General features: G+C 54.0%; 38 protein-coding genes. 30 read left to right on the top strand and 8 right to left on the bottom strand.

The features are described 5' to 3' along the window. The first annotated feature begins 35 nt into the window (after positions 1-35). Entirely contained in the window at positions 36-302 is a 267-nt protein-coding gene (locus tag TRICHSKD4_RS04640; protein WP_009466284.1) for a hypothetical protein, read from the top strand. Here TRICHSKD4_RS04640 and TRICHSKD4_RS04635 read toward each other — a convergent pair. The 5 genes from TRICHSKD4_RS04635 to TRICHSKD4_RS04625 all read right to left on the bottom strand — a co-directional run bounded on the left by TRICHSKD4_RS04635 (position 294) and on the right by TRICHSKD4_RS04625 (position 1544). Continuing rightward, a complete protein-coding gene (locus tag TRICHSKD4_RS04635; protein WP_009466283.1) occupies positions 294-566 on the bottom strand; it encodes a hypothetical protein in 273 nt (90 codons plus the stop codon). The genes TRICHSKD4_RS04640 and TRICHSKD4_RS04635 overlap by 9 nt on opposite strands. After that, positions 563-694 carry a hypothetical protein gene (locus TRICHSKD4_RS31990; RefSeq protein WP_009466282.1) on the bottom strand — a complete coding sequence of 44 codons (132 nt, stop codon included), beginning with the start codon at positions 692-694 and terminating at the stop codon, positions 563-565. The genes TRICHSKD4_RS04635 and TRICHSKD4_RS31990 overlap by 4 nt, the downstream gene beginning before the upstream one ends. Positions 695-766: 72 nt before the next feature. Further along, entirely contained in the window at positions 767-904 is a 138-nt protein-coding gene (locus TRICHSKD4_RS30580) for a hypothetical protein (RefSeq protein ID WP_009466281.1), read from the bottom strand. After that, positions 901-1191, bottom strand: coding sequence for a hypothetical protein (locus TRICHSKD4_RS04630; protein WP_040616178.1), 291 nt, complete (start codon positions 1189-1191; stop codon positions 901-903). The genes TRICHSKD4_RS30580 and TRICHSKD4_RS04630 overlap by 4 nt, the downstream gene beginning before the upstream one ends. Further along, complete coding sequence (locus tag TRICHSKD4_RS04625) at positions 1179-1544, bottom strand: hypothetical protein (RefSeq protein ID WP_009466279.1); 366 nt, start codon at positions 1542-1544, stop codon at positions 1179-1181. The genes TRICHSKD4_RS04630 and TRICHSKD4_RS04625 overlap by 13 nt, the downstream gene beginning before the upstream one ends. Positions 1545-1784: 240 nt before the next feature. Between TRICHSKD4_RS04625 and TRICHSKD4_RS04620 the strand changes: the two genes are divergently transcribed. Further along, positions 1785-2501: a hypothetical protein gene (locus TRICHSKD4_RS04620; protein WP_208992992.1), complete on the top strand. Its 717-nt coding sequence runs from the start codon at positions 1785-1787 to the stop codon at positions 2499-2501. Positions 2502-3276: 775 nt separating this feature from the next. Here the strand turns inward: TRICHSKD4_RS04620 and TRICHSKD4_RS04610 are convergent. Next, positions 3277-3819 (bottom strand): helix-turn-helix transcriptional regulator, encoded by a 543-nt coding sequence (locus tag TRICHSKD4_RS04610; protein WP_040616170.1) that lies wholly within the window; start codon positions 3817-3819, stop codon positions 3277-3279. Here TRICHSKD4_RS04610 and TRICHSKD4_RS04605 point away from each other — a divergent pair. Genes TRICHSKD4_RS04605 through TRICHSKD4_RS30575 form a run of 3 tightly spaced genes read left to right on the top strand, consistent with a single transcriptional unit; the run spans position 3818 to position 4745 of the window. Then, on the top strand, positions 3818-4114 hold the full coding sequence (locus tag TRICHSKD4_RS04605; RefSeq protein WP_009466276.1) for a hypothetical protein: 297 nt from the start codon (positions 3818-3820) through the stop codon (positions 4112-4114). The two genes, TRICHSKD4_RS04610 and TRICHSKD4_RS04605, sit on opposite strands and share 2 nt — an antisense overlap. Continuing rightward, a complete protein-coding gene (locus TRICHSKD4_RS04600; protein WP_009466275.1) occupies positions 4111-4605 on the top strand; it encodes a phage regulatory CII family protein in 495 nt (164 codons plus the stop codon). Before TRICHSKD4_RS04605 ends, TRICHSKD4_RS04600 begins: the two co-directional genes overlap by 4 nt. Further along, on the top strand, positions 4602-4745 hold the full coding sequence (locus tag TRICHSKD4_RS30575; RefSeq protein ID WP_009466274.1) for a hypothetical protein: 144 nt from the start codon (positions 4602-4604) through the stop codon (positions 4743-4745). Before TRICHSKD4_RS04600 ends, TRICHSKD4_RS30575 begins: the two co-directional genes overlap by 4 nt. Positions 4746-4750: 5 nt before the next feature. Here TRICHSKD4_RS30575 and TRICHSKD4_RS04595 read toward each other — a convergent pair whose 3' ends face one another. Beyond that, positions 4751-5197, bottom strand: coding sequence for a hypothetical protein (locus tag TRICHSKD4_RS04595; protein ID WP_009466273.1), 447 nt, complete (start codon positions 5195-5197; stop codon positions 4751-4753). A 95-nt stretch (positions 5198-5292) separates the two neighbouring features. Between TRICHSKD4_RS04595 and TRICHSKD4_RS04590 the strand changes: the two genes are divergently transcribed. The 24 genes from TRICHSKD4_RS04590 to TRICHSKD4_RS27925 all read left to right on the top strand — a co-directional run bounded on the left by TRICHSKD4_RS04590 (position 5293) and on the right by TRICHSKD4_RS27925 (position 22939). Then, positions 5293-5826, top strand: coding sequence for a GcrA family cell cycle regulator (locus TRICHSKD4_RS04590; protein ID WP_009466272.1), 534 nt, complete (start codon positions 5293-5295; stop codon positions 5824-5826). Beyond that, positions 5823-6944, top strand: coding sequence for a site-specific DNA-methyltransferase (locus tag TRICHSKD4_RS04585; RefSeq protein WP_009466271.1), 1122 nt, complete (start codon positions 5823-5825; stop codon positions 6942-6944). Before TRICHSKD4_RS04590 ends, TRICHSKD4_RS04585 begins: the two co-directional genes overlap by 4 nt. A gap of 2 nt (positions 6945-6946) precedes the next feature. Next, a complete protein-coding gene (locus TRICHSKD4_RS04580) occupies positions 6947-7207 on the top strand; it encodes a DUF2312 domain-containing protein (protein WP_009466270.1) in 261 nt (86 codons plus the stop codon). Then, on the top strand, positions 7207-8358 hold the full coding sequence (locus TRICHSKD4_RS04575) for a DUF5131 family protein (RefSeq protein ID WP_009466269.1): 1152 nt from the start codon (positions 7207-7209) through the stop codon (positions 8356-8358). Before TRICHSKD4_RS04580 ends, TRICHSKD4_RS04575 begins: the two co-directional genes overlap by 1 nt. After that, positions 8355-9134, top strand: a complete 780-nt coding sequence (locus tag TRICHSKD4_RS04570; protein WP_009466268.1) for a hypothetical protein — start codon at positions 8355-8357, stop codon at positions 9132-9134. Before TRICHSKD4_RS04575 ends, TRICHSKD4_RS04570 begins: the two co-directional genes overlap by 4 nt. Then, a complete protein-coding gene (locus tag TRICHSKD4_RS04565; RefSeq protein WP_009466267.1) occupies positions 9131-9796 on the top strand; it encodes a hypothetical protein in 666 nt (221 codons plus the stop codon). The genes TRICHSKD4_RS04570 and TRICHSKD4_RS04565 overlap by 4 nt, the downstream gene beginning before the upstream one ends. Further along, entirely contained in the window at positions 9793-10005 is a 213-nt protein-coding gene (locus TRICHSKD4_RS04560; RefSeq protein WP_009466266.1) for a hypothetical protein, read from the top strand. Before TRICHSKD4_RS04565 ends, TRICHSKD4_RS04560 begins: the two co-directional genes overlap by 4 nt. Further along, on the top strand, positions 10002-10274 hold the full coding sequence (locus tag TRICHSKD4_RS04555) for a hypothetical protein (RefSeq protein ID WP_009466265.1): 273 nt from the start codon (positions 10002-10004) through the stop codon (positions 10272-10274). Before TRICHSKD4_RS04560 ends, TRICHSKD4_RS04555 begins: the two co-directional genes overlap by 4 nt. Further along, positions 10271-11242: a helix-turn-helix domain-containing protein gene (locus tag TRICHSKD4_RS27935; RefSeq protein WP_083782719.1), complete on the top strand. Its 972-nt coding sequence runs from the start codon at positions 10271-10273 to the stop codon at positions 11240-11242. The genes TRICHSKD4_RS04555 and TRICHSKD4_RS27935 overlap by 4 nt, the downstream gene beginning before the upstream one ends. A 71-nt stretch (positions 11243-11313) precedes the next feature. Further along, positions 11314-11817 (top strand): hypothetical protein, encoded by a 504-nt coding sequence (locus tag TRICHSKD4_RS04545; protein WP_208992991.1) that lies wholly within the window; start codon positions 11314-11316, stop codon positions 11815-11817. A 44-nt stretch (positions 11818-11861) separates the two neighbouring features. Next, positions 11862-12449: a transcription termination/antitermination NusG family protein gene (locus tag TRICHSKD4_RS04540; RefSeq protein WP_040616166.1), complete on the top strand. Its 588-nt coding sequence runs from the start codon at positions 11862-11864 to the stop codon at positions 12447-12449. Positions 12450-12777: 328 nt separating this feature from the next. Next, on the top strand, positions 12778-13383 hold the full coding sequence (locus tag TRICHSKD4_RS04535; protein WP_040616164.1) for a helix-turn-helix domain-containing protein: 606 nt from the start codon (positions 12778-12780) through the stop codon (positions 13381-13383). Beyond that, complete coding sequence (locus tag TRICHSKD4_RS04530) at positions 13367-15463, top strand: phage terminase large subunit family protein (protein WP_168156974.1); 2097 nt, start codon at positions 13367-13369, stop codon at positions 15461-15463. Before TRICHSKD4_RS04535 ends, TRICHSKD4_RS04530 begins: the two co-directional genes overlap by 17 nt. A gap of 5 nt (positions 15464-15468) precedes the next feature. Continuing rightward, complete coding sequence (locus tag TRICHSKD4_RS04525) at positions 15469-15708, top strand: hypothetical protein (protein ID WP_009466259.1); 240 nt, start codon at positions 15469-15471, stop codon at positions 15706-15708. Further along, a complete protein-coding gene (locus tag TRICHSKD4_RS04520; protein WP_009466258.1) occupies positions 15705-17345 on the top strand; it encodes a phage portal protein in 1641 nt (546 codons plus the stop codon). The genes TRICHSKD4_RS04525 and TRICHSKD4_RS04520 overlap by 4 nt, the downstream gene beginning before the upstream one ends. Next, positions 17342-18187, top strand: a complete 846-nt coding sequence (locus TRICHSKD4_RS04515; protein WP_009466257.1) for a S49 family peptidase — start codon at positions 17342-17344, stop codon at positions 18185-18187. Before TRICHSKD4_RS04520 ends, TRICHSKD4_RS04515 begins: the two co-directional genes overlap by 4 nt. 26 nt (positions 18188-18213) lie before the next feature. Beyond that, on the top strand, positions 18214-18699 hold the full coding sequence (locus TRICHSKD4_RS04510; RefSeq protein ID WP_009466256.1) for a hypothetical protein: 486 nt from the start codon (positions 18214-18216) through the stop codon (positions 18697-18699). Positions 18700-18752: 53 nt separating this feature from the next. Beyond that, the gene (locus TRICHSKD4_RS04505; protein ID WP_009466255.1) at positions 18753-19109 is read left to right on the top strand and encodes a head decoration protein; all 357 of its coding nucleotides are present in this window, start codon (positions 18753-18755) and stop codon (positions 19107-19109) included. A 60-nt stretch (positions 19110-19169) separates the two neighbouring features. Beyond that, positions 19170-20201 (top strand): major capsid protein, encoded by a 1032-nt coding sequence (locus tag TRICHSKD4_RS04500; protein WP_009466254.1) that lies wholly within the window; start codon positions 19170-19172, stop codon positions 20199-20201. 162 nt (positions 20202-20363) lie between these two features. Continuing rightward, on the top strand, positions 20364-20702 hold the full coding sequence (locus TRICHSKD4_RS04495; protein ID WP_009466253.1) for a hypothetical protein: 339 nt from the start codon (positions 20364-20366) through the stop codon (positions 20700-20702). A gap of 72 nt (positions 20703-20774) precedes the next feature. Then, positions 20775-21098, top strand: coding sequence for a hypothetical protein (locus TRICHSKD4_RS04490; protein WP_009466252.1), 324 nt, complete (start codon positions 20775-20777; stop codon positions 21096-21098). Next, positions 21091-21768, top strand: coding sequence for a DUF6441 family protein (locus TRICHSKD4_RS27930; RefSeq protein ID WP_009466251.1), 678 nt, complete (start codon positions 21091-21093; stop codon positions 21766-21768). The genes TRICHSKD4_RS04490 and TRICHSKD4_RS27930 overlap by 8 nt, the downstream gene beginning before the upstream one ends. Then, positions 21765-22223 (top strand): hypothetical protein, encoded by a 459-nt coding sequence (locus TRICHSKD4_RS04480; protein ID WP_009466250.1) that lies wholly within the window; start codon positions 21765-21767, stop codon positions 22221-22223. Before TRICHSKD4_RS27930 ends, TRICHSKD4_RS04480 begins: the two co-directional genes overlap by 4 nt. Before the next feature lie 155 nt (positions 22224-22378). Continuing rightward, positions 22379-22939 carry a phage antirepressor N-terminal domain-containing protein gene (locus tag TRICHSKD4_RS27925; protein ID WP_009466249.1) on the top strand — a complete coding sequence of 187 codons (561 nt, stop codon included), beginning with the start codon at positions 22379-22381 and terminating at the stop codon, positions 22937-22939. Here the strand turns inward: TRICHSKD4_RS27925 and TRICHSKD4_RS04470 are convergent. Continuing rightward, positions 22919-24163 carry an RNA-guided endonuclease TnpB family protein gene (locus TRICHSKD4_RS04470; RefSeq protein ID WP_009466248.1) on the bottom strand — a complete coding sequence of 415 codons (1245 nt, stop codon included), beginning with the start codon at positions 24161-24163 and terminating at the stop codon, positions 22919-22921. The two genes, TRICHSKD4_RS27925 and TRICHSKD4_RS04470, sit on opposite strands and share 21 nt — an antisense overlap. Positions 24164-24199: 36 nt before the next feature. Here TRICHSKD4_RS04470 and tnpA point away from each other — a divergent pair, with 36 nt between their 5' ends. After that, positions 24200-24661: an IS200/IS605 family transposase gene (tnpA, locus tag TRICHSKD4_RS28985; RefSeq protein ID WP_083782717.1), complete on the top strand. Its 462-nt coding sequence runs from the start codon at positions 24200-24202 to the stop codon at positions 24659-24661. Positions 24662-24674: the final 13 nt, after the last annotated feature.

Raw genomic sequence — 24674 nt, 5'->3', positions numbered from 1 at the left:
ACCCCTTTCTAACCACGAACAGAAGGAGTAAGCGCGTGGCTGGACCCCAATTGACCACAAAGCGCGAGCAGCAAGTCAACGCCACACTATTTGTTTTGGAGTGCGCGGTTGGGCTCGCCTTGAAGGAAATAAAGAACCTTAAAGGCATGACGACAGCAGACACGGTTAAGTGGCAAAACCTTATGGAAGAGGCTCTATATGCGTTCGATGAGAACGAAAAAACCGGATTTGGTACAAGGGTCTTCGAGGCTCGGGGGGAGTCTGTCATTCGTGACTTGCTCTTTATTGCAAATTCAAAGTGATTTGGATGAAGAGGGGTGAAACACCTTCGATATAGCTGAGTGTACGGCATCTGCTGCTTCATCTTGATCGTGCTCTGTTTTCGCTGAGGTCGATTTCTTTGCTGTTTGCACTTTGAATTCATTCGATGAATGAGGGGGTGGGCTTTCTCCGACCTGATTGAGCGGGTCCGAAAAGTTACCCGCTCGCTCTCGTCCCTTAGCGTGCTGTTCCAGCTTTTCAATCCGGGCTTCGAGTTCGGCAATTTTCAGTTCTTGCTCAGTCACTGTGCTTCTCCGATTTCGAAATCAACCAGGCCCTTGGTGCGGGCGAGGCGCATGGCTTCGCTTGTGTTTCGCACTTTCCACCATTCGCCGGTTTTGCGGCATGAAAGAATGAGGTGGGCGTCATGCATGGGAGCGATCCCTTTGGCTATTGCGTGTGGTTCTGAAACTCAGACTTAGGAAAGAAGATGCTTGCCGGTTGGTCAGATGCCGCGTTCGATGATGAAAACCAGCGCCATCAGGCAAACCGAATAGGCTGTTGCCGGATTTCGGTATTGGAGTTGTGGGCTGCAGCCCAAATAGAAGGGCCGGTTCAAAAGAGCGTCGAGAAATTCAGTCATGATTTTGCCTCGCGCATTGCGGTGGAAAGTGCCGCCATGCAGGGAGGTGTGGCATGGCGGCAAGGGGCAGCTCGTTTGTCCTCAACGGCCCGGGAGGAGAGGAAGGCTGTTTCGGAGGTTGAGCTGCATGGGTATTTGGACTTGAGTGGCAGGCCGAAAGGGTGTGTGCCGACTGTCAGAGGTCCGTTCATCACCAGATCGGCCAGCACGAGCAGCGACATCAAGAAACCCAATGTGAATAAGAAAGCTCCCACACCAACTAAGAGCAGGTAGATTACGGTGTCCATTTCGGCTCCTTTTCCCGGCGCAGACGTGCCAGTTCGGTCAGCTCGTTGCGCAGGTGCTCAATTGTTTCTTCGTCGCCAAAGACAATACGGTCCGTGGCGTTTGCTTTGTGGCCGGGCAGGGCAAGGGGCGTGAGTTGGAACTCGTCAATTTTTCGCCCCCTTGTTTCACCCGTTTTGATCAGGACGTTTTGGATGTCCTTGATTTGAACCATCAGTGCGTGTTGAGCGGTGATTCCCGCCGTGCATTTGCGGGCGCTCTCCGCCATGATGGCAAAACGGTCCAGTCCGTCTGCTTTTAATGCGGCTACCAGGTTATCGAGTGCATGCAGGGCGTTTTGGGTGCTAACGGTCATTGAAAAATCTCCATTCCAAAAAATGGAAAAGAAATTAGCATTTGAAGTTGCGCTTGTGACCTTGGATTCCGAAACGCAAAGCTCATTGCAGGCGGTTAACGCACACATTGCTCCGCTGTCCTCATGTGTTCGGTTAAGCTACTAACGCGACAACCGCGCCTCACACAAAATGTGCGATAAACGCACAATATAGTCAATATAAAATGTGTGAAAAAAGACCATTTTAAGGAGGAAGAGCAATTGGAAACGAATTTTGATCGCGTCGAGTGGGTTAACCCGATGCTGTTTTCCCGTGCATTTTCGGGATTGGAGCGCGAAATAACTAAGCTCGGTTATGTGTTTCGGTTAGGGTCTGATTTCGAAGAGCTTGAGAAAATGTTGTCGGATACCGACAAGGGTGAATTAACAGAGCATTTCAACACAGTCTTTAATACATACACACCAGAAAGTGGTTTCTGGGCGGCTGTATTAGACGCTGATGGCGCATGTATATGCATCGCTGCTGCTAGGGTCGATAATTTGGGAAAGCAATCCCTGCAGACGCACCTTAGAAAGTACTGGAAGCGTTGTTACCCGGCTATCTGCGATGGGAGGGCGCTGGCTTCAAATGATCAGCCGCGTTTCCAGAGTCAGATTAGTGGTAGAGTAGCTTATCTTGGGGATTTATGGGTGCGGCAACAGTGCCGAGGTAAACGCATTCATGAACGAGTAGCGCCATTGATAATGTTGGCGGCATTGCATAAATGGGAGCCGGACTGGATGTATTGCTGGGTTCGACCAAGCGCATGGAGTAAGCGCTATCCCCTGGCTTATGGCTTTTCTACAGTCGAGCCTGTCGGTATTCGTTGGGAAAATCCTCCGTCGTCAATTGACGACGATTTAGTGTTGGCTCGGAACAGTTATAGTCAGTGCCTAGATTGGTTAGATCATTTTGCGGCAAAATTTCCAGCGGCTTGACATACGTGGTTAAGTTCAGATGTCCGCTGCGCATTCGCCATGGCAGGATCAACCGATCGTATGTGATTTGAATTGGCTGGCCGTATGGTCGACATGTAGTTGATATTGTTTCGATTACAGGTTCGCCAGAGATAGCTAAATGGTAGCCCACGTGTACAGAATTCCGAAAGTCTCCATCGAGATATGTTGAGGGTTCTTCTTCAGGCAAAGCTGCGTGCGGGACAATTGCGCTGAACATTGTCTGTGACCCAACCATGATGATTTGAGGGCTATTACCTTGTTCGGCGGTTCCGGCTGTTAAGAGAAGGTTGTCTGCCAAAGGGGCGAGTAAAGATAGTGCACGTGGGTTTCTTCGTTCTCTAAGCCAAAACGCTAAAAGATCTTTTGCAGTAGTGTCAATTAAGCCATTTTGGACTGTTTCAATTGTGTGTTTTTCGATAAAATCTCTCATTTTAAAAATTCCATAATCAAATTAGTAGCATTGCGCGCCATAAGCGACCGAACAAGGGGGTCGCGACAGCTGTCGTAAATCGCTTTCCTTTCGTCTTTTGACAATTTCAAAAGGTCCATGTGACTGTGTTGTCTGAAGCACTCCCATTCGACAATGTGGATTTCGTCCAGTATAAAAGCAAGTCGAAGAAGCTCGAAGAAGTCTTCTTCCTCAGGGGGTAAATCTATCTTCGTGCCTTGGTATGTATACACCACTCAAGCTCCATAGATTTATTATTTTAGTAAATATGGGGTTATTATGAGAATGAAATTCTAAACTTTTTTGTTATTTTCTATGGCTTTTCAGGCCAATAGTCACAGCTGCGACATAGTCCTTAATTGGCATATTTCCATCATAATCATCTTGCTCGACCTTTTTGGCCGCACGCAAAACCGCGTCGAGGACCTTGTCAAAGTCGGCATCATTAATCTCGGTTGACACAGAACCGGGCGCGACGGGGGAGGAAGTGTTGTGGAGTGGAGTGGAGCCGGGCAGCGACGGGATAGGGGCTCTTAAGACATGGGAAATTCTAATGATTTCTTCCGCAGTCATCTCGCGGCTACCATGAATTGTGCGATTAATTTTCTGGGATGTAAGGCCGACTTCTCGAGCTAGCTGAGATTGCGTCATCCCGGCCTTAGTAAGAGATTTCGTCAACCAATCGGCTATAATCGAATTTGTTTTAGTCGTAGACATGGTCGAATTATGCACATGCTTGTCAAGGCTGTCTTGGCCTAAAAACGCACATAATTCTTTATTATTGATTTGACTATTTACGACAAATTTTGCAGTGTTTGTGTGAAAAACGCACAAATCGGTATTAGACATGGAACCTGCCTCCACAATTATTGCACGTCTTCATGGGCTGAAAAAGACTGCTCAGGCGTTGGGATTGAATCAACACACAGTAAAGCGGTGGCGCGTTCCTCGCGAAGCTGGTGGCTCTGGTGGCGCTATCCCGCAAAAACACCATTATGCAATCCTTGTTCAAAGCATGCTGCTCGGCGACCCACTCTCTATAGAGGAAATTGCTTTGACTCCGGAGCAGCGGGTCGAAGTAGGGAGACTATCTGGCAACCCTCCTTGTAAGTCACCGAATAAAAACAAGGAAATTATTCGGTGACCCTTCGCCCATCCTCAGACATAGAGCGGGCGCAACTGAAAGCGGCGTTTCGCAAGCTGGTTCGCAAATGCGGTGGCGGTGAGTGTGCGGCGGAGGCCACACGGGTCGGGCAGCCCGCGCTTTCGCGCTACGGCTCCAACAGCAACCCGAATGATCATGCGCCGATCGATGTGGTTCTCGATCTTTGTCTTGATTCTGATGATGACAGCCTGATCCGCACGCTTTGCCGCATGGTGAATGGGGCCTTTGTGTCGCTTCCCAAACAGTCCTTGGGACCGACAACTTGGACCTCCGGCATTCTGGATGCTGTTAGTGGCACTACAGCGGCAGCGGACGCGATTTGCCGCGCGCTGAATGCGGGTGAGCAAGTCACAGCACAGGAAATCGCAGACCAGCAAATTATCGAAAAACTTCAAAGGGCTATCGAGGCACTTGTGGTGCTTCGGCTTTACGCCGACCAGGTGGCCGCAACGGCGGAGGCTGCCGAATGATGATCAGTGCGCAATTTTTTGAGCGGCTCTTGGGCCTTTTTGCGCGGTCTGGCGCGGATGCTTTGGCAGATGCCTCACGCGTGCACGCACAAGGCGCGCGCGATTTCGGGCCTTTGCCGGAAAGTGGAGGGCGCTGGTGATGCAATTACTTGAAAAAACGGCACTCCAAAGTGCCTTCGTAATTAGCGCTGACCTTAACATCGGTTCCCCAGTATTTCCCTTCTGCCTTTCCGGTTTGGGAGGCGGCGTTAAAATACTCAATCAGCAAATTGAGGGTGTCTTTAGGCGGGGTGTTGCCAAGTCCGGAAAGGGCGGCGGTGCAGGCGAGCATATAGTCCTCAAAAGGCACATTGTGTGCGGGAAGGACGTCAACGATCCCGAGCCCCCAGACGTTGACGATCACGTTATTGATTTCGCCTTGGCAATAATTGTCCTGATAGCAGGGGTATTTGCCTACTGTCTCGACTTTGTCTTCAAAAGCCATCTCCAGCGATTTGAAAACGGCGTCAGCCTTTTGTTCAAGTTCGTTCAGCGCCACAGCAGGCGGTGTGAACAGGGGTATGCAGACAGCAGCAAGTGCGACGTAACGCATGATCAAAACTCTCCAATAAATCAGTTCAAAAGCAGTATCGAACAGATAGGCGTGCAGCGGCGTGAAATGCAACCCGTGGGAAGCGAGGTGCGCTCATGAGCTTGTCTGACACCCATGATCTGAGCTGGGCGGCACTGAGTGATGCGCAAAAGCGGGATGCTGTTTTTGATCAGCTGGTGCGCGGGCTGGATTTGGCCGGTGCGGCTGATGCCTTGGCTGTGATTTATGGCTCTGTTGGTCTGCAGCATGTGCGGTTGATCGTTCGCCGGTTTTCTCTTTCGACAAACCCGGCAGTTGTGGCGGCGCGCGCGGGCGCGGGCCGCGCTGCGAAAAGCAAAGCGCCTCGTGCACGCGCACGTGAGGCGGGCGGTGCTGGCAAAGTGGTGAAGCTACGGCCTGTGCCGCGCCTTACACCTTCTGTTGAGCCTGCAGCGCCGGTGAAACGTCCGAACATTTTTCAAGTCAAGGCGCAGCAATGCCGGTTTCCGCTTTGGGGGTCGGGTGTTGTTGCCCCGACTGAAAAGCGGTTTTGCGGCAACCAAACGGAGCAGGGAGAGACCTATTGCTCGGCCTGTGCTGAGCGGGTTTTCCGCAAGGAAGAGCAGGGTGAACCGGAGGGCGGGGAATGAGTGATGTTTTGCAGTTTGTTGACGGCAAGGTCGCTCTGCATGTGGGAGATGTGCTGGAAATGCTGGCAACGCTTCCCGGTGAGAGTGTCGACTGTGTTGTTACCTCGCCGCCCTATTGGGGTTTGCGGGACTACGGCGTTGAAGGCCAGATCGGGTTGGAGCCGACGCTCGCCGAACATATTGCGCTCATGGTTGCGGTTTTCGAAGAAGTTCGGCGCGTCCTGAAACCAACGGGAACTCTCTGGCTGAACTACGGCGATTGCTACGCATCCAGTCCGAACGGGCGCAGTGCCGCTGACACAAAAGCGGAAGGCAACGACAACCGGACATTCCGGGATAAGCCGTTTTCTACTGTTCAGGGTGTATTAAAGCCAAAAGACCTCTGCATGATCCCGAACCGACTGGCGATAGCGCTGCAGGAAGCTGGTTGGTGGGTGCGCTCCGAGATCATTTGGGCCAAACCGAACCCGATGCCCGAAAGTATCCGAGATAGGCCCGCCACTGCGCACGAAAAGATTTTCCTGCTGTCAAAATCCGCGAAGTATTTCTACGACGCCAATGCCGTGCGCCAAGGGCAGCACAAGGTCTCGAAACACACTGTGGCAGGTTGGGCATCTGGGCCGGGTGCGCACGATACAATCAAACACAATCGTGGTAGCCGGAGCAAAGACACCAACAGCAGTGCCAGCCCGCCAAATTCTCGCCCTCACTCGCTTTCCGAATTTGAGGCTAGGCATAACGCAGACTATCCGGGTCGCAATCTTCGCAATTGGGAACCTGAGGCAGCACAGCCAGATGTCTGGAAAATAGCCACCTCTCCATTCCCCGGCGCGCATTTCGCTACCTTCCCTCTCGCATTGGCGCAACGTTGTGTCAAAGCAGGCTGTCCGAAGGGTGGAGTTGTTCTCGATCCTTTTGGAGGGGCCGGCACCACGGCAATCGCTGCGCTGGCGCATGGATGCCAGGCGCAACTGATCGAGATTAATCCGGAATACGCACGGATCGCAGGGGAGCGCATAGAGCAGTGCTTTATGGGGCCCGATGAGCGTGCGCGCAGAAATGCCAAAACGGACCTTAACGCCGGTCCGCTGTTTTCCAACCAAGCCATAGGAGCCTGACCATGAGCGACCCAGGTGGAGTTGCCGGTGATCAATTGCGCGCATTTGTAGAGCGCGTCCAACGGCTGGAAGAAGAGATCAGGGTGATCAATGACGACAAGGCCGACATTTACAAGGAAGCCAAGGGCGAGGGCTTTGACACAAAAATTCTGAAAATGGTGATCCGCGATCTGCGCAAGCAACCGCATGAGCGTGAGGAACAGGCGGCGGTCTACGACCTCTACATGGCTGCGCTCGGCATGGCCGGGCCGGGGGGCGACTGATGGCTGAAACCTCTCAAATCGAATGGACCGATGCGACCTGGAATCCTGTTACGGGTTGCACTCTTGTCTCGGAAGGGTGCCGAAATTGCTATGCGGCGGAACTGGCGGCGACAAGACTGAAAAACCATCCGTCCCGCGAAGGTCTTGCGCGCAAGAATGCAGATGGCGTTGCCAAGTTTACGGGGGAAATCCGGGTCAACCGGGACTGGCTATACCAGCCTATGGGCTGGAGGAAACCAAGGCGGATTTTTGTCTGCGCTCACTCGGACCTCTTTCATGAGGGGGTACCCGATGAGGTGATCGACAAGGTTTTTGCTGTCATGGCGTTGACGCCGCACCACACCTATCAGGTTTTGACGAAACGCCCTGAACGGATGCGGGATTACCTGCTGGCTGAGAACCGTGATTGTGATGTTGCTGAAGCGGCACGTCATATCGACCCGAAAAGGGCAGGAAAGGTTCTTGAAGGTTTTGGAAATTCAGAAGAACCGAGTTTGATCAACAAAACTTGGCCGCTGCCCAACGTCTGGCTTGGTGTGTCGATTGAAGATCAGGCGACGGCGGATACGCGGATTCCGTATCTCCTCAAGACGCCTGCGGCGGTCCGGTTCCTGAGTGCGGAGCCTTTGTTGGGCCCGGTCGATCTGACGGCAGTCCCATATGGTGTGCCTGTGGATGGTGTCCCGAGCTATCAGGACGCAATGAGCGGCAAGATATGGATGCCGGGGGGGACTGTCCCGTGGGCGACGAACGTGCGAGCAACTGCGAATGGCCGCACGAACGTTGATTTATGCGGGTTTGTTTCCTGGGTCATTGTCGGCGGAGAGAGCGGGCGCAAGGCTCGGCCTATGCACCCTGATTGGGTGCGGTCCATTCGTGACCAGTGCGAGGCAGCGGCTGTCGCGTTTTTCTTCAAGCAGTGGGGCGGTTGGTCCACGGTTTTCGACCGGGACGTTGAAGATCCGGATTGGGGACATTGCAGCGAAATCAAGAGGCGAACCCCAAAGGGGCGCTGGCTGAACCTTGAAGGTGGCCATGGCTTCCATGGCGAGCGGGTTGTTCGGGTTGATCGCAGGGGCAAAAAGGCGTCCGGACGTCTACTCGATGGTGTTCTGCATGACGGCATGCCCGATCTGGGGGGTGCGTCATGAGAGTTCGCGATGCCCTTTTCACTGGCTCCATGGTTATCGGACTTTTGGAGGACAGAAAGACCCAAACGCGCAGGGTGATGAACAGGCTATTGAGGTTCGGTCCTATTACCGAGTTCGGCCCCTCGGACACGCGCGGATATGACTGGCAGTTCCGCGACAAACGATTGCTATGGAACGATCTGCGACATGACGCGTTGCTGGAAGTTTTGCCTTATCAGGTTGGCGACCTCCTCTACGTCCGCGAAGCTTGGAAAACATTTGCCTGCCTGGACAAGGTGAAACCAAGCGAACTGCCAGTGAACGATGTCTCGGGTGCCGGGGTTCTGTATCTTGCGGACGGCACTTGGCGTTCACTCTCAGCGAATGGTGAACGGTGCAAATGCCGGGTAAGAGAAATCACACCTATTTTTGGGCGTTACCGCCCCGGAATGCACATGCCACGTTGGGCATCCCGTATCACCCTGAAAGTGACCGATGTCAGGGTGCAGCGGTTGCAGGACATCAGCGAAAAAGACGCAAAGGCAGAGGGCGTTTGTGCATGGGTGGAAAGTCAGGCCAAATACCCTTGGGGTGATATCTCCGATCCACTACGCCACCTAATGGTCAAAAATACCTTTGGGAATGCGAAAACCGCTTTCGAGTGTCTATGGGACAGCCTCAATGGTGACCGCAACGCCGGTATCTACGCTTGGGACGCCAACCCTTGGGTAATCGCCGTCTCATTTGAGGTCATCAAGGCCAATGTCGACACCGTACTGAGCGAGGTGGCGGCATGAAACAGGCTCCTCTCCGCGTTCTCGTTGCCTGCGAATTTTCCGGCACGGTTCGCAACGCGTTTCTCAAATACGGTCACGATGCCTGGTCGTGTGACCTGTTGCCATCCGAGGATGGTAGTAATCGCCATATTGTGGGTGATGCCCGCGATTTGCTGAATGATGGCTGGGACCTCTTGATGGTCGCCCATCCGCCCTGCACACGGCTGTGCAATTCCGGGGTCAGGTGGCTTACCAGCCCTCCGAAGGGCAAGACACTTGAAGACATGCGGGCTGAACTGGAAGTTGGTGCGGCGCTGTTTTCGGACTTCTGGAACGCGCCGATTGAACGGATCGCTATTGAAAACCCGATCATGCACAAGCACGCAAAGGCGCTGATCCGTGGCTATGAGCTGCCAGCGCAAATCGTTCAGCCATGGTGGTTTGGCGATCCGTTTTTCAAGGCAACCGGGCTTTATCTGAAGAACCTGAAGAAGCTGGAACCGACCAACAGGCTCACGCCTCCTGACAAGGGGACCGCAGAATACAAGCAGTGGGAGCGGGTGTTTCGCATGCCGCCCGGACCGAACCGGGCGAAGGAGCGATCACGGTTCTTTCCCGGCATTGCCGACGCGATGGCAGCCCTGTGGGGCGGGCAGGTTTTGGAAGAGGGGTTTGCCGCATGACGAACAGTAAAGCCGAGCGGCAGCTGAACGAGGACTGCGCGGCGCATATTCGCGCCTATTGGGCCCGGCGCGGGATCACGGTGAACTTAGAGATTGTCCCTGCCGAGATCGACCGAGAGCGCACCAACGGCGTCACGGTTCTTGCGATCCGCTCCAATATCCGATTCACCATGCCTACACGCCAGTCTGGCGCGGGAGGTAGCCGATGAGCGCACCTGCGATGGACTGGGCGATATCCCAGCCACTTGATCATGATCCAGCGCTTCGGGCTGTGCTGCTTTATCTGGCGCAAAAACACGTTCCTGACAGGCCGCTTTGCGTGTCTCTGACTGCTTTGGCGTCTGATCTCGGTTTGGCAGTGCTGGTTGTGCATGTGTGTTTCATGCGGCTGATGGGGCTTGGCTTCATCAGCCTGCAGGGCGGGATTCACGAGTACACAACGATCCGGCTGTGCGCCATGAGCGAGGTGGAGGCATGAGTGTGGTTCGCCAGAGGTTTTCCATCATTCCGGCCATGGCTGCGACGGACAATCGACTGCAGGGGCGAGACCTAAAGGTGTTGTGTCTGCTTGGTCGGCACACTGACAATCTTGGCTGGTGCTGTCGGTCTCAGGTGAAAATGGCTGCAGAGATGGGTTGCGACAGGCGGACCATTCAGCGTTCGCTGGAGCGGCTCTATGACGCTGGTTACGTCCAGCATCGGCCAAATGAGCGCTCATCAGGGGCGTCGGCGGCGCATGATTATCGTGTGATATTCGACCGCGAAGACGACGAATATGTGGGTCCAAAAGAGGCTGTTTCAGAGCCCGAAAATAAGCCTCACTCCCGTGAAACACCCCTGCGCATAAATGCGCACCCCTGCGGCACCGATGCCGCCCCCCCTGCGGCACCCATGCCGCAGGCCCTGCGCACCCAGGGATGCGCACCAATGTTAACGACCCAAGATAAACGAATAGGTGGGGTGGTCGCGCGTGCGCCCGCACCAGACGACCAGCAAGAGGGTGGTTCACGGACGCCTGTTTCACGGGATGAGGCGAAGGCAGAACCGCAGACGCCTGTCGCTCCGATTGTTGAGCGGGGAAGGCGGGTTTGCCGGGCGATGGGAATTGCCTTCGATGATCCGGGTTGGCGTGGTGATTTCGCAATCCTCGCCCAGTGGGATGCTGCCGGGTTTGATTTTGATCTCGATGTTCTGCCGACGATAGCCGATGTCTCATCACGTCGAAACGAGCCGCCCGGTTCGCTGAGTTACTTCACCAAGGCGATTTCGCGCAATCGACAGGCGCGGCTGGATGCTGCGCGAATGTCGCAGAATGGCGGCGATGTTTCTCAAGGCAAACAAGCTTTCACTCCCTCTGGCAACCGCGCTGGAAGCGGGTACCGCGACGAAGCAGCGGACGAATGCAATGCAGCTCTACAACGGGTATTTGGAGGTCAGGTGACATGAGCCAATGCGATGTTTTCAAACACTTTATCACCCCTTTGCAGGCGATCTTCAAAAGGGCTCCCGGTGCCTCCATGGATGAATATTTTAAGCTTCTGCGGGGCAAGCTCTCCCGGTTTGACGATGCGGACCTGAAGGCTGCGGCAGACTGGTTTCTCGAAACGGCAGACACGCAGACATGGCCTGCCATTGCCTCGGCGATCAAGGCTTGCGAGACAGCGTGCGCACGGCGGCTTGCGGCGGATAGGCCGCGAGAGGTAGAGCGCGGCGGAGTTGCGCCGAGAATGTCGGTTGAGTGGGCGATTTCAAAAATTCGGGCTGATGGGGGCGAACTTCTGGAAGGAGCACTTACCGAGGGCTGGTATGTCGGGCTGATCGAGTTTGTGCAGGAGCATCACTGCCTTCCTGATTCCGTTGAAAGGGGTGAGCTGATTGATGCTGCTCGTCGCGTCGACCAGAAGTTGGAAGCGGCGAAGGCTGAGAAAGCGCCCAGTCGCATGATAGCTCTTTTGGTCAGCGGTATTGAGGGCAAACGACAGGCAATCATGGGCAAGGTGCAGGCGGCAATGTCAGCCTGAGGGCTGGGCATTTGATCGACAAAGCAATATGGAAAGCGGCGAACATGAGCAAACTTGGCGAAAAGCAGAAGAAGAAGCTGAACCCGCAGGTGGAGCTTTTGAAGGCTCTGGTGCGTGGCTATCCTCTGGAATGGGGTGTGGTCTATGCCAATCCGCAATGTGAACGACGCGCTTTTGCAGGTTTGATCAATCAGGGCGTGGTGGCTCATTTGCCGGAAGAGCGGATCGAGCGGGTTCAGCCACGTTCAAAGAAGACGATTGTCGTAAACAAGCCGATGTTTACCCGCTATTTGTTCGCTGGAATTGATCGTCAGGCTGGTCAGGATTGGTCCACTGTTCGCGAATGCGATGGTGTGGAAGGTGTGCTGTCTCTGGATAGCGCTGGAAGTCCCTATCTCATTGCTGCTCACGAAATGGTAGCCTTGATCAAGCAGTTGGATACTGGTGAGCGAATTGCCGATGGAACGTTCATCAAGGTTGGTCAGTCTCTGCTTTTACCAAAAGGGGTATTTGCCAAGTTTAAAATGACCGTTACGGCCTATAAACCGGATGCAGAGACGGTTTATGGCGAGTTTTCGCTTTTTGGTCGTAAAACCCGCATCAAGACCACAGTTGACGATCTGGTCGTTTAAGCGTATCTAGGTTTGCAGGACGACTCACTGGATCCTTCGGACTTGATGCTGGCGCAAGGCCAGACGCTAATAAGTGACCGAAGCGGGGAACCCAGCCAACGATAAAACACCGGTTAGGTGGAGTTGGCGCTATGGGTTCTTATGGGAAATTTCAAGACATATCGCAACTGGATCGCTTCATGCGGGCCTTTTTGGGGTTTGGGTCCTTGCTGGGGCCTGAGGCAATGCGGGGGGACTGAGCGCGTGTCTTGGGAAGATGGATCGAATTTTCGCAGGGTTGACCAAGTTGACTTGGTTGACGGTTTGGGGCGTGACGGGTTGACTAAAGTTGACAGACGAAACAGCAGGTCTTGAAACGGAAACTTGGCAATCGCTTGCGGATGTCGCGCGCATGCTTGGCGTTTCGAAGCAGGCGATTTCAAAGCGTGTAAAGGCCTTTGAAGCCGATGGGGTTTTGGAGGTACGCCAGGTCGGGCGCGAACGCCGCGTTCATGCTGCGAAATTTTTGCAGTTAGTGGGTAATGCTACTGACCCGGCACAGGGGCTGCGTAACCCTGAGGTCAATGTTTCGGGTCTGGCTCTTGAAACCAAGTCGGCAAGAGAAGAGCAGGGTATTGTCAAGAATTCTTCGCAGGCTTCGTACAATGAGGCGAAGGCCAAGCGTGCTGTTGTTGAGGCTGAACGGGCCCGGCTCGAATATGAAGAGTTGATCGGCAATATTGTTCGCAAGGAAGACGCGGATGCTCGTATGTTCGAGAACTTCCGGAAGGTTCGCGATCGATTGACGGGTTTGCCGACAGTGTGTGCCGACGCCTTGGCAAGCGCTCCAGATGCGCGGACCATCCGCACCATGTTGTCTGACGAAATCCGTAAAATACTGGATGGGCTTGCAGAGGAATTCGATCAGGCCGATACGGATGATGCAGGGTCTTAGCGAACAAAGTCAGGCGCAGCTTTCTGAGAATCTTTCTGATCTCGATCGCTCGACAGCTGCTGGCTTGCGTCCCGACAAACGCATGTTGATTTCTGAGTGGGCAGAAGAGCATCGCCGTTTTCCGGAAGGCGCAGCGATGCCGGGCAAGTGGCGTAACAGCACAGCGCCATACCTTATCGAGCCTATGGACCGCCTGTCGCCTGACGATCCAATCCCTGAGGTTGTTTTGAAGAAGGCCGCACAGTCCGGTGGGTCTGCTGTTGCGGAAAACTGGATCGGTTTCATCATGCACATGGCACAAGCACCTATCATGTACATTCAGGCAACGATTCAGGCTGCTCTCGATTGGAAAGAAGAAAAGCTGAATGAGACAATTGAGGCGACCGACGTTCTTAACCCGGAAAAAGGTGGCGTTGTGCGTCCGGTGAAGGCGAAAACCAAGGGTTCGACTTCGAAGCGACTTCGTTTCCGGGGCGGGTTTTTGTTGTTCGGCGGCGCGAACTCCGCTGCATCCCTTCGCCAGCACTCAGTTCGTTACATCATTCGTGATGATACGTCGGCCTGGACAGACAATGCGGACGGGGAAGGGGACCCGGACAAATTGTCCGAGCAACGGATGAAGACCTACAAGGTTCTCGGGCTCTCCAAATCCCTCGATGTTTCGACGCCGCATCTGAAGGGTGAGAACATCGACCGGAAGTATGAGAACAGCGATCGCCGACGTTACTACATGGCTTGCAAGTCATGTGGCATGTTGAATGACTGGGACTGGAAGGACGTCCAGCACAATCGCGAGGCTCCATTCAAATGTCACGTGGTCTGTGGGTCGTGCGGTGAACGGCATTATGAAACTGACAAGCGTTTCATGGTTTCAGCCGAAAACGGGGCTTGCTGGGTACCGACAATGCCTGACGAACACGGGGAAGTGCCGCTGGGTTGCATTTCGGTTGAGGCGGCGCAGGCATGGCGCGAGCGTCCGTTGAATGTCTACCGCGCCGGTTACCACATTACCGGGTTCATGTCGGTGTTTGAGGTCTGGGATGATCTTGCCCGGCAGGAAGTCGAGGCGGGTGATGATCCCGAATTGTTAAAGCCGTTTGTCAACACTTCGCTTGGTCACGCCTATGAAGCCAAAACAGATGCACCTCCTTGGGAAGCGCTTTCTGCGCGGCGAGAGAGTGACTGGCAACGTGGTTTTGCTCCTGCGGGTGTTCTCTATATTACGCTGGCGGTTGATGTACAGGCGACCGGGCTTTATTGGGAGCGAGTAGGTTGGGGCCCAAACAAGGAAAGTTGGACGATTGATTATGGGTTTTTGCCTGGTGAAACGTCCGTTCCTATGGAAGGTGCCTGGTCCGGGTTGGACATGATTGTCGATAAGGGGTGTGTGCATGCTGTTGGCACACGTGTTATGGACGATCTGATCGGGGTCGACAGCGGATATCATTCTGAGGCGGTCTATAAGTGGACACGTCGTCGGCACAACGCAATCAACGTGCGCGGTGTTGAAGGCTGGACGAAGCTGCCGATTGCCAGTGCGGAAAACCCTGAGGTGCGGAAAACCGGGCTATCGGCGGGTAAAGCACGGGCGTTTGGAGCAAAGGTTTGGCTTGTTGGCAACTATGGCATCAAGGCAACCTTGATGACGCTGTTCAGCCGAGGCCCAAAAGAAGGAAGTTCTGATTTTCCAAACGGCTATTGCCATTTTCCAGCCAATACCGAGGATGACTATTTCAAGCAGCTCGTTTCTGAATATGTCGCAATCGAAAAAGGCCGGCATGGCCCGAAACGAGTGTGGAGAGCGCGGGGAGCAAACCACTGGTTTGATTGCCGTGTCTATAACTGGGCTTTGACACATTTTGCGTCCCTTTGGGATTGGCCTGAAGAGCGGTGGGCAAAGCAGGCAGCGTTCTTAAATGATTTGGCGCGCCAGCCAGCGGATTTGTTTGGTGACACGCCGACCGGCGTCGTCAGTGCGGCCCCTGTACGCAAAGAGCTAAAAGTTACATCTGAAAAACCCGAGCGAGCAACCAGCTCGCTTTATGACGGGCTCTCAGCATTGGCGGAACTGAACCGTTAGACACCATGACCCGAGAAGAAATCGAACAGACGATTGCCGACCTTGAGGCGGCAAAACGGCAGCAGCTGCTTGGAAGGCAGCGCGTTGAAATCACCGGGTCGCAGGGCGGTGGCGTCAAATACCAATTGGCGAGCCTTAGCGAGATCAATCAGGAAATCGCGTTGTTGAAGATTGAACTTGCCAAGCTGACCGGTAGGTCTTCGGGCGTAGGTCCGGTTTTGGCTCGCTTTGGAGGTCAGCAGTGAAGCCAGTTATCAGGGTTCGTGCGGGTGACGCGTCTGGCGTATCGGCGCGCCCGGTGTCTCTTGCTACAAGCTCAGCGTTTGAGGCGACTGGCGATCGAGAGCCGGGTATTGCCGGTTGGTCGCCAGGACTCCAATCTGCCGACGCGGACTGGTTGCCTAATCGTGATGGCGCAGTTGCTCGCATTCGGGATCTTGACCGCAACGACCCCTGGGTGTCCTCCGGCATCGACCGTCAGGTCGATATGCTGGTTGGAGGAACGTTCCGCCTGAACTCCAAGCCTTCTGCCAAATTGCTTGGCATTACTCAGGAAGAGGCGGATCAACTCGGAAATGACATACAGACAGCTTGGCAATCCTGGGCGGAAGATCCGATTTTTCGTGGTGACGCGGAGCGTCAGCTGAACTTTGTCGGACAAATGGGTTTGATAGCGAGAGAGTTCGTTGGCGGAGAAGCGCTGGCAGTATTGCGCTGGATCAGTGAACCAGGCCGTGACTATGCAACAGCGGTTCAGGTTGTTGATCCGGATCGTCTTTCCAATCCTGACAACCGAATGGACACGGCCACTTTGAAAGGTGGTGTTGAGTTTAGCAGTGACGGAGCACCGATTGCCTATCACATTCGCAAGGCGCACCCGTGCGACGTATTTCAATACGGATCCGATTCCTTCACTTGGCAGCGCATCCCACGCTGGGATCAGATTGGATCGTGGCAACGGCCAAAGGTCTTGCATGTCTTTGACAAGCGCCGAGCAGGACAAACGCGCGGCATTTCTCGACTGGTCAGCAATTTGGCGGGGCAGAAGATGCTTCGCAATCATGCGCGCTCAGAGCTTCGCGCAGCTGCGCTCAATTCTTCTATTGTCGGTGCTATCTACACCCAGATGGGTGCAGAATACGCTGCTGAGGCGGTGGGCAGCCAGCCGGTAGAGGGTGTGACCGATTGGGGTAGCTTTACCTCTGAGCGGGCAAAATTCTACAAAAACAACAAGACGATGGATGAGAGCAGGTTTGTTCACATGTTCCCGTCTGACCGTCTTGATCTGAACACGCAACCAAGACAGACATCGGGTTTTCCTGCCTTCCAAGAGGTGTTTTTACGGGCTTTGGCAGCGTCTCTTGGGGTCTCCTATGAGCAGCTTGCCATGGACTGGACGAAAACCAACTATTCGTCCGCCCGTGCGGCGCTTAATGAGATTTGGCGGGGAATTCATCGTCTCCGTGGTTTGCTGATTGCTGGTGCTGCAAATCTGATATTTGCGGCTTTTTTGGAAGAAGCACTTGATCGTGGGTACGTCGAAGCGCCCGCACATGCGCGAAGCTTTTATGAAGCGCCGGCCGGTTACATGCGTGGTGACTGGATTGGACCGGCGCGAGGCTACATCGATCCAGTCAAGGAAGCACAGGCTGCAATTTTGCGGATGGGTGCCAGACTTACCACGCTGGAACAGGAGACAGCTCAACAAGGCGGCGACTGGGAACAGAACCTCGACCAGTTTGGTCGGGAAAATGAGGCGTTCCGGAGCCGAGAGCTTGAAGGGCCGTTGAAAAACCCAGGTATCTCTAACTCAGAAAAGGATAGCGAGGACGGCTCTGCTGAATCCACAAAGTCCGATGCTAAGGAAGGGGGCGACACATGACTGCCCACACACTCACGCTCGCATCGCTGAATGGCTGCTGTGTTTCGTTGCTTGAAAACCGGATCAGCGACTTTGCTGAAAAAATCCAGATGATCGGTAAGGTTCCACGCGACAGCGCGGGGCTGGTTTGGCTGGATGAGGGGCAGCCCTCACGTCTTTATACTGCCATGGACGGGGTTGCTGTTATCAGTGTTTATGGGTTCCTTGTTTCTGACCTGCCGTTCCATGGTGCATCCTGGATCACAGGATATAACGGAATTCGCCTTGCGTTTCTTGCAGCCCTTTCCGATCCGGATATACGGGCCATTGCGCTGGATGTCAGCAGTCCAGGCGGTATGGTGTCGGGTTGCTTTGAGCTTGTTGAGTTTATCCGGCAGGCCCGTGGCGAGAAGCCGATTATGGCCATTGTGCGTGATCTGTCCGCCAGTGCTGCTTTCGCGATATCTAGTGCTGCGGAAGTGATTACAGTTCCAAATACCGGCAGTGTAGGGTCCATCGGCGTTGTGCGCATGCATGGCGATTTCTCAAAAATGTTCTCCGATGTTGGACTAAAAGTTACTTTGATCCATTCAGGTGCTCGCAAGGTTGATGGAAATCCGTATCAAGAGTTGCCCGACACTGTTCGTGAGAGCTGGCAGGCGAGCGTTGATGCTGTTCGTGATCTCTTTGCTGATCATGTTGCTGCGGGACGAGGTATCGACAGGCAAACAGTTTTAGAAACAGAAGCGGAGCTTTACGATGGTCCGCTCAATCTCGCTCGGGCCAGAGAAATCGGCCTGATCGACCAGATCATGTCGCCTGACAAGGCATTTGCCTCCTTGATCGAGGCAACGCGCGGCTGATCAAATCCCAAAACCAGGAGAAAGACATGTCCGGAGTAAAGAATGCTCTGGCTCACCTTCGTGGTAAGCCAGCACCCGATACTGCGTCTGATTCAGCGTCAGAAAATGACGCAGAGGACGAAAAAGAGGATGAAGCCGAGCAGGAAGAGCAGTCTACCGATGAAGCCTCAGAAGATGGAAATGAGAATGAAGAAGGCGACAACGCCACATGTTCTCGCGCGAATGTGGATGCGGCATTCGCGTTGATGTCCTCTCCGGAAGCAAAAGGCCGGTCAAAGCTGGCGATGGAATTGGCAAATGATGTTGCCAATGGAAGTATAACTCCCGCTCGGGCAAGGGGTCTTTTGAAAGCAAGCGGGAAATCTTCTTCGCTTTCCCAAGCCATGTCCGGCAAGGATAAATCGCCGGGGCAGGATTTTCAGGGCACAGCATCTGACCTTTCAGAAGGTGATAATGCTCTTGTGGCAACCGCCTCGCGTATGAAGGACAACCGCGCCAAGGCGCGAGGTTGATCGACAGGCAAAACGCCAACACTCATCTCAACATTGTTTTGAAGGAGGGCACGATGCCTAATTCTTCCTATCAACCTGGCGGTCTTGTCGCCGGGGACTTTCCTGTTGCTATGCGCAAGGTGACAATTCTCTCCGGGCAAGAGCTGGAGCGCGGTTCTGTTTTGGGACGTATCACCGATTCTGACAAATACCAGCTTACCGCTTCGGCAGCAGCTGATGGATCGCAGGTCCCGAGCCTGGTTCTGGCTGTAGATGTCGACGCCAGTGGCGGTGATGTCGTGGCCCCGGCTTATGCAAGCGGTGAGTTTGCAGCAGACCAACTGAAATTCGGTGCCGATCATGACGCTGATAGCGTAGAGGCTGCGTTTCGGATCGCGGGTCTGCCCATCTTTGTCCGCACGCGGGCTTGATCGTTCCGCCGCAGCGCGAATTTTTCCTCAACTTTACTTCCAACAAGAGAGGTTTCCAGCATGGATCCGCTTTATTCAACCACCGCGCTGCAACGCGTTCTGCCGACACTTGATCGTCCGACTGCTTGGTTGCGTGATATGTTCTTTCCGACTGGCGTACAATTCGTGACGGCAGAAATTGCCTTTGATAAAGTTGCCAAGCGTCGAAAGATTGCGCCCTTTGTATCTCCGCATGTTGCTGGTAAGGCGCGTCGTGCTCGTGGCCGTTCAGTTGAGACATTTGAGCCTCCTTATGTAAAGCCGAAAGATGAAATCAGTCCGGATGAAAACTTTGTCCGGCTGGCAGGCGAGGCTTTTGGCGGCGAGCTGTCTCCAGAAGAACGTTATCGGCGTAATATGATCCAGAAACTTGCCGATCAGGACGCTGAGATCACCCGTCGTGAAGAGTGGATGTGCGCACAGGTGCTGACAACAGGTGCTGTTGTCTGTGAGGGCGAGGACTATCCTGCACAAACCGTCGATTTTGGCAGGGATCCGTCCCTGACGAAAATTCTGACAGGTGGTGCTCGATGGGGCGAGGATGGTGTGAGTATCAAGTCCAATATTCGGAATTGGGCAACAGAGATCGCCAAGAAGTCGGGTGGGTCGGTAACGAATGTTGTCTTTGGGGCGGAGGCAGCTGAACTGTTTACCGGCGATGCTGAAATCAAGGACGTTCTGGATAACCGTCGTCAGATGGACGGGCGTTTTCAGCTTGGTCCGGTTGCCACTGGCGCTGAAGATATGGTCGCTGCTTATCTGGGGTCTATCGGCCAATTCGATTTCTGGCAATACACCCAGATCTTTGAAGCTGAGGATGGCACTATCCTTGATTTTTTCCCGAGCCTTGGTTGTTTGATGGCTGCACCTCCCACATTGGCTGGCAGCTTTTGCCACGGAGCTATCCGGGACAATCGTGCCTTGAAGGCGGTCAGCCGCTTTCCGAAAATGTGGTCACAGGAAGATCCTTCCGTTGATTTCCTGATGACGCAATCAGCGCCACTCCCTGTTCCAGGTGAGGTTAACGCAACGGCTTTTGTATTGGTTCGATAAAGCGTTTTCAGGCGAAGCGGAGGTCGGTTCGCCGTCCGAAAACGCGATAAGTCGAGCTTCTTGAGCGGACTGAGTGCTTCAAGGAGCACCAAAAGCTCTGCAGCAACGTTTGGTGAATTGAGTGGCGGGAAACTGCCGCCTTATTAAAATTGGAGACGACTGATGTCGAAGAGAAATGTAAAAACGGTTCGCCTGCCGGTGACAGTTGTCACGAACAAGGGTGAGATTGCACCGGGGAACCCGGTCGCCCTTGATGCTGACGAGGCGGATGCTCTTGTAAAACAGTTTGGTACGCTTCCGGAAAATCCCGGAGAAGTGAGTCCGGTAAAGCGCCCTTCAGGCAAAGCTCTTGAAAACGCCATGACGGCGGCTATAGAGCAACTTGATGCAGAAAATGAAGATCATTCACTTCAAGCGGTAAGCCTGTCGTTGCCGAACTGGAAAAACGGCTTGGCTTTGAAATTTCAGCGCATGAGCGTGACAAGTTCTGGGAGATGTTGAAACCTTCAGGCTCCTCGGGTGCTCCGCCATCGCCTCCCGCTCAGAACCAGCTTATTGGCTCCTGAAACCCCGATGAAAGAACTAGATAGGCAAGTGGTCGATGCCGAGTTTGAAGAGCTCGGTGATGCGGCCACTTATTCTCCGGCTGTGGGGGAAGATGCCTCTTGTCAAATCAGATTTGCCACAGACGAAGACATTGGCGTTTCTATTTCGGAATTTTCCAGCCCGGTCGCTCGTTCGACTTTGCTGTTCGTGCGAGCGTGGGAACTCTCGCCCGCTGTTGGAGGTGTGTTTTCCCTTGAGAGCGGAGATCGCTACAAGGTGGTTGGCGAGCCCCGGCTCACGGATCCGGCCCGACTTGTCTGGTCATGCAAGGTCGATGTGATCCATGGCTGATTTTGAACTTGCCCTTGTCGGTGATTTGCAAAAGCACCTGGAAGGGGAGCAAAGGGAACTGAGCGCTGCCTTGCGGGGCGGAATGGAAGATGCTGCCGAATTGGGAAAACGACGGTTCAGGCAGCAAATAACCAGAGCGGGATTGGGGGCGCGACTTGCGAAAACGTGGCGCTCTCAGGTTTATCCGCGTAAAGGCTTACCCACAATGGAGCCTGCAGCGCTGATTTGGAGCAAGGCCCCGCAGATCGTAGATGCGTTTTCGAAGGACGGCGCGATCCGTTCCGTGTCTCAAGGTGGCTGGCTGGCCATTCCGACTGACTTTGCGCCTGCGAGCCGCAAGCGAGGGGCGAGAGGTCGGCGCATGTCCATGGCGGATTTTTTGAGCGAATTTGGAAATGAAAGTCTTGCAGTTGTTGCAAAACCTGGGGCGGGTGGTCGTGTCCTTTATGCGTTTTCTGAAACGGGGTTTCGACGCTCGCGCGGCAAGCGCAAAGGGTCACGGCGTGTAAAGGCAGGCGGACGCAGCAAGTCTGAGCGCGTGCTCATGTATACTTTGGTGAAGCAGGTGCGCCTCGGCAAGCGCTTCGATGTAGCGTTGACGGCCCGGATCATTCAACAGGCGACCCCGGATCTCATTACGCGTAAAATGCTACAAAGGCTCGGTCAATGAGCTCTGATGATGTTTTGACGGCCTTACACGCTGTTTTGCAGGATGTTGCCGAAAGCCATGATGGCATTCCGCCGATTGATCGCAATGAAACGCTCGAGCGGGCTTTCACCGTGCTGGATGAGGGGGCAAGCGCCTATGCCAATATGGTGGATGGGGACCTTGAGCGGCTCAATGAGGCGCTCGGAGCTGGGGCTTTTCAATATGAGCTTCGTCAAACAGCGCTGCTGGAACTGATTGTCAAAGCGGAGACGGATGCGCAGCGGCGCTCTGTTTTGAAGTTCTTTTTGTCTTGTGTGCATCAAGCGCTGGTAAGGGCGAATGAGAAGGAAGACAGCTGCGCTGTCTTCGAGATTTCCGGGATCGATCGGCTTGATCAGGCAACGGACGGAGCTGCAAACATTGCCGGGATTACAGTCGTCCTGAGCGCGGGTTTTGTCTCGAACGTGCCCTATTAGGTCGGTCCGCCGTTCTTTCACTGATCAAAGCAAGTTTCTCCGCCGCCAGTGGAGAAGAGACGCGAACACCCGGCTTCATCGGCCCCGGTGTTTGCAAATGCAAACCCCTGTGCGTTTCCGGGCTTGGCGGACCGGGCGCCGATGGAGACTTTACAATGGGTAAGATTATTACAGTGAACTTTCGTGGTGACACACTGTTCGGTTTTGAGGCTGAAGACGGCGTGTATGTGGCCCTTAAACCGATCGTAGAGGCAATGGGGATGAAATGGGAGGGGCAACGCCAACGTGTTTCACGTGATCCTATTTTGTCGGAAGGTACCTGTATTATGCAGGTGCCTTTCGGTCGGGGCGGTGAGCAGAAGACGCTTTGTTTAAAGCTTGAGCTGATCAATGGTTGGCTATTTACGGTCGATAGCAACCGGATCAAGGACGAACATGTTCGCGAACGCGTCCTAACCTATCAGCGCGAATGTTATGCGGTTTTGGCCGAACATTTCTTGCAAGGTTCAAAGCCCGAGCGCGAACCTGTGCAGGTGTCTGGTGTACCGAATTCGGTGCGCGTTCGCATGGTTGCAGAGACGCGTCGTTCCTTTGGCTGCAAACAGGCGCAGGAGCTTTGGTTTAAGTTGAACCTGCCTGTTGTTCCATCGATGCATGGTTCACCCGATCACGCGGACCTTTTTGATTTTCCTGTGTTAACATCTTCCCCCACCTGAAGGAGGGGGATTTTCGAGAGCCTTACGGCTCTTTCGAGTTGACACTTCACAGGAGAGCCAATGCCCTTCCTCCATGTCCATAGACGCCGTGTTCCGACGCAAAATTACCTTCGCAGCATTTGTGTCTGCATGGTCGGTGTGTCCGCAATGTTTACAAGAGAAAGACGCTTGGCTCTGACGGCTTTCCCTATCGACGGTTCCACATTCCGCGCAGGTCTGCGACGTGTAATGGGCAGGCACCTTACACAAATACCCACCCCGCTCTTCCAATTTGTACTCAAGTAGGGTTTCGAAGATATGCCAGCCCTGGTTCAGGATAGACCTGTTAAGTCCCGCCTTTTGGCGTACCATACGCCCCGGTTCGTCAGCACTTCCTTTTGCGCTAGCTGTCATGTTTCTGGTCTTGAGATCCTCAAGAACCACAGTTCCAAATCGGCGGGACAGATCAAGGCTGGCCCTGTGATGCCAGTCCTTGCGTATGCGCGAACGCAATGCGCTCAGCGTAGCAACACGTTTCCGTGCCTTGGCATATCGCCTCGACCCGCGCTTACGGCGGGACAGCATCTTCTGCGCTCTTCTCTGCCGCTTCTCCAACTTGATCAGTCTTTCAGGGACACAAAGTCGTTCACCGGTCGAAAGCGCAAGGGTGTTTGCTACGCCACGGTCGACACCAACAGACGGTGCAATATTAGCCGGCGCTTCGTGCTCAATCGCAACAGCAAAAGATATATGCCAGCCCTTGGCGTCAAGGCTGATCGTCGCATTGTTGATCTTGCCTCGCAACGCACGAGTATCGCGATACCCAACCCATCCGATCTTGGGCAAACGAACTTCGGACCATTTGCCATTCAACTTGCGGGTTTGAACTTCGCGGCCTTGATAGCGGAACGTATCGTTACGCCCCTTTTTCCTTGGGGTTGGGTATTTGGCAATGCCTTTGAACCAGTTCTGGTAAGCCCGGTCCAAATCCCTCAGGGTCTGTTGTTGGCAGGTTTGGGAAACTGCAGCAATCCAGTCAAACTCGTCACGAAGCAGGGTCAATTCGCGAGCCTGAGACGGATAGCTGATATTCTGGCCGGTTCTACTTCTAAACCTCTGCCAATGATCGCGGCGTTGCTCCAAGGCGATATTGTAAATCAGACGACACACGCCAGCAAACTGGGCAAGCAAATCTTCCTGCTCTGGTGTAGGGCCCAATTTATAACGATAGCCGCGCTGAATCATGCTCGGACCCTAACATTGGCTCCCAAAGGCAACAACATGGATTACAGAACTGGTCGGCATGTCGTTTATCTTCTGCACGTCCATTTGGTCTTTGTCACGAAATACAGACGCAACGTCTTATCAGAACCGGCAATTCAAGACCTGAAGCATATCTTTGCAAAAGTATGTACCGAATTCGAAGCCAAACTTGTCGAATGTGATGGGGAAGACGATCATGTGCATCTACTTGTCCATTACCCACCCAAAATAGCGCTTTCAAAGCTGGTCAACAGACTGAAAGGCGTCTCAAGTAGAACTTTGAGAGAGTACAGGCCCGAAATTACTGGTCGTTACCATAAAGGCGTCCTCTGGTCGCCCGCATATTTCGCAGCAAGCTGCGGAGGCGCACCGCTATCGGTCATCGCCAAATATGTCAAATCTCAAAGAGAAGCGGCCGAAGGCCGCACTCGCTTTCCTCCCCGACCTGAAGGACGGGGTATCCCGCGAGGTGAAAGATGAAAACAATCAACGG

It is taken from the genome of Roseibium sp. TrichSKD4, from assembly GCF_000148725.1.
GTDB lineage: Bacteria > Pseudomonadota > Alphaproteobacteria > Rhizobiales > Stappiaceae > Roseibium.
The sequence above is the reverse complement of the archived record's forward strand: the minus strand, read 5'-3'. Positions and strand labels throughout refer to the sequence as shown.

Bases quoted from the DNA above. Each gene is read 5' to 3' on its own strand.
- TRICHSKD4_RS04590 (WP_009466272.1), top strand. From the start codon at position 5,293: ATGAGCTTGTCTGACACCCATGATCTGAGCTGGGCGGCACTGAGTGAT.
- TRICHSKD4_RS04575 (WP_009466269.1), top strand. From the start codon at position 7,207: ATGGCTGAAACCTCTCAAATCGAATGGACCGATGCGACCTGGAATCCT.
- TRICHSKD4_RS04495 (WP_009466253.1), top strand. From the start codon at position 20,364: ATGTCGAAGAGAAATGTAAAAACGGTTCGCCTGCCGGTGACAGTTGTC.
- TRICHSKD4_RS27925 (WP_009466249.1), top strand. From the start codon at position 22,379: ATGGGTAAGATTATTACAGTGAACTTTCGTGGTGACACACTGTTCGGT.
- TRICHSKD4_RS04470 (WP_009466248.1), bottom strand. From the start codon at position 24,163: ATGATTCAGCGCGGCTATCGTTATAAATTGGGCCCTACACCAGAGCAG.
- TRICHSKD4_RS04490 (WP_009466252.1), top strand. From the start codon at position 20,775: ATGAAAGAACTAGATAGGCAAGTGGTCGATGCCGAGTTTGAAGAGCTC.
- TRICHSKD4_RS04560 (WP_009466266.1), top strand. From the start codon at position 9,793: ATGACGAACAGTAAAGCCGAGCGGCAGCTGAACGAGGACTGCGCGGCG.
- TRICHSKD4_RS04625 (WP_009466279.1), bottom strand. From the start codon at position 1,544: ATGACCGTTAGCACCCAAAACGCCCTGCATGCACTCGATAACCTGGTA.
- TRICHSKD4_RS27935 (WP_083782719.1), top strand. From the start codon at position 10,271: ATGAGTGTGGTTCGCCAGAGGTTTTCCATCATTCCGGCCATGGCTGCG.
- TRICHSKD4_RS04545 (WP_208992991.1), top strand. From the start codon at position 11,314: ATGGATGAATATTTTAAGCTTCTGCGGGGCAAGCTCTCCCGGTTTGAC.
- TRICHSKD4_RS30575 (WP_009466274.1), top strand. From the start codon at position 4,602: ATGATGATCAGTGCGCAATTTTTTGAGCGGCTCTTGGGCCTTTTTGCG.
- TRICHSKD4_RS04540 (WP_040616166.1), top strand. From the start codon at position 11,862: ATGAGCAAACTTGGCGAAAAGCAGAAGAAGAAGCTGAACCCGCAGGTG.
- TRICHSKD4_RS04525 (WP_009466259.1), top strand. From the start codon at position 15,469: ATGACCCGAGAAGAAATCGAACAGACGATTGCCGACCTTGAGGCGGCA.
- tnpA (WP_083782717.1), top strand. From the start codon at position 24,200: ATGGATTACAGAACTGGTCGGCATGTCGTTTATCTTCTGCACGTCCAT.
- TRICHSKD4_RS04555 (WP_009466265.1), top strand. From the start codon at position 10,002: ATGAGCGCACCTGCGATGGACTGGGCGATATCCCAGCCACTTGATCAT.
- TRICHSKD4_RS04505 (WP_009466255.1), top strand. From the start codon at position 18,753: ATGCCTAATTCTTCCTATCAACCTGGCGGTCTTGTCGCCGGGGACTTT.
- TRICHSKD4_RS04570 (WP_009466268.1), top strand. From the start codon at position 8,355: ATGAGAGTTCGCGATGCCCTTTTCACTGGCTCCATGGTTATCGGACTT.
- TRICHSKD4_RS04605 (WP_009466276.1), top strand. From the start codon at position 3,818: ATGGAACCTGCCTCCACAATTATTGCACGTCTTCATGGGCTGAAAAAG.
- TRICHSKD4_RS04530 (WP_168156974.1), top strand. From the start codon at position 13,367: ATGATGCAGGGTCTTAGCGAACAAAGTCAGGCGCAGCTTTCTGAGAAT.
- TRICHSKD4_RS04515 (WP_009466257.1), top strand. From the start codon at position 17,342: ATGACTGCCCACACACTCACGCTCGCATCGCTGAATGGCTGCTGTGTT.
- TRICHSKD4_RS04510 (WP_009466256.1), top strand. From the start codon at position 18,214: ATGTCCGGAGTAAAGAATGCTCTGGCTCACCTTCGTGGTAAGCCAGCA.
- TRICHSKD4_RS04595 (WP_009466273.1), bottom strand. From the start codon at position 5,197: ATGCGTTACGTCGCACTTGCTGCTGTCTGCATACCCCTGTTCACACCG.
- TRICHSKD4_RS30580 (WP_009466281.1), bottom strand. From the start codon at position 904: ATGACTGAATTTCTCGACGCTCTTTTGAACCGGCCCTTCTATTTGGGC.
- TRICHSKD4_RS31990 (WP_009466282.1), bottom strand. From the start codon at position 694: ATGCATGACGCCCACCTCATTCTTTCATGCCGCAAAACCGGCGAATGG.
- TRICHSKD4_RS04580 (WP_009466270.1), top strand. From the start codon at position 6,947: ATGAGCGACCCAGGTGGAGTTGCCGGTGATCAATTGCGCGCATTTGTA.
- TRICHSKD4_RS04630 (WP_040616178.1), bottom strand. From the start codon at position 1,191: ATGGACACCGTAATCTACCTGCTCTTAGTTGGTGTGGGAGCTTTCTTA.
- TRICHSKD4_RS04610 (WP_040616170.1), bottom strand. From the start codon at position 3,819: ATGTCTAATACCGATTTGTGCGTTTTTCACACAAACACTGCAAAATTT.
- TRICHSKD4_RS27930 (WP_009466251.1), top strand. From the start codon at position 21,091: ATGGCTGATTTTGAACTTGCCCTTGTCGGTGATTTGCAAAAGCACCTG.
- TRICHSKD4_RS04480 (WP_009466250.1), top strand. From the start codon at position 21,765: ATGAGCTCTGATGATGTTTTGACGGCCTTACACGCTGTTTTGCAGGAT.
- TRICHSKD4_RS04500 (WP_009466254.1), top strand. From the start codon at position 19,170: ATGGATCCGCTTTATTCAACCACCGCGCTGCAACGCGTTCTGCCGACA.
- TRICHSKD4_RS04585 (WP_009466271.1), top strand. From the start codon at position 5,823: ATGAGTGATGTTTTGCAGTTTGTTGACGGCAAGGTCGCTCTGCATGTG.
- TRICHSKD4_RS04565 (WP_009466267.1), top strand. From the start codon at position 9,131: ATGAAACAGGCTCCTCTCCGCGTTCTCGTTGCCTGCGAATTTTCCGGC.